Below are 271 nucleotides of genomic sequence, written 5' to 3' on the forward strand. Positions count from 1 at the left end.
CTCAAGCTCATCCGCGAGGAAACGCATGGCCGGCTCCTGCAGGAATCGCAGACCGATTTTCTGACGCGTCTTGGCAATCGCAGATGGTTCTTCGAGGAAGGCGAACGCGTTCTCGGCGAGGGCAGCAAGAACCGGCCGTTGTCGCTGCTCGCGCTTGACCTCGATCACTTCAAGAAGCTCAACGACCGCTACGGTCATCATGCCGGCGACGAAGTACTTAGATCGTTTGCGGAAGTGGCGCGCCGCGTGGTGAGCCACGAGGCCGTGTTGG

At 60.5% G+C, this 271-nt stretch carries 1 protein-coding gene; it reads left to right on the forward strand.

Annotated elements, in window-relative coordinates; all coding sequences use genetic code 11:
* The coding region (locus tag SB822_RS57365) for a GGDEF domain-containing protein (protein WP_410859145.1) at positions 1-271 on the forward strand (271 nt) is incomplete at both ends.

Origin of the sequence: Paraburkholderia sp. SIMBA_054, from assembly GCF_046534875.1 — a bacterium.
GTDB lineage: Bacteria > Pseudomonadota > Gammaproteobacteria > Burkholderiales > Burkholderiaceae > Paraburkholderia > Paraburkholderia hospita.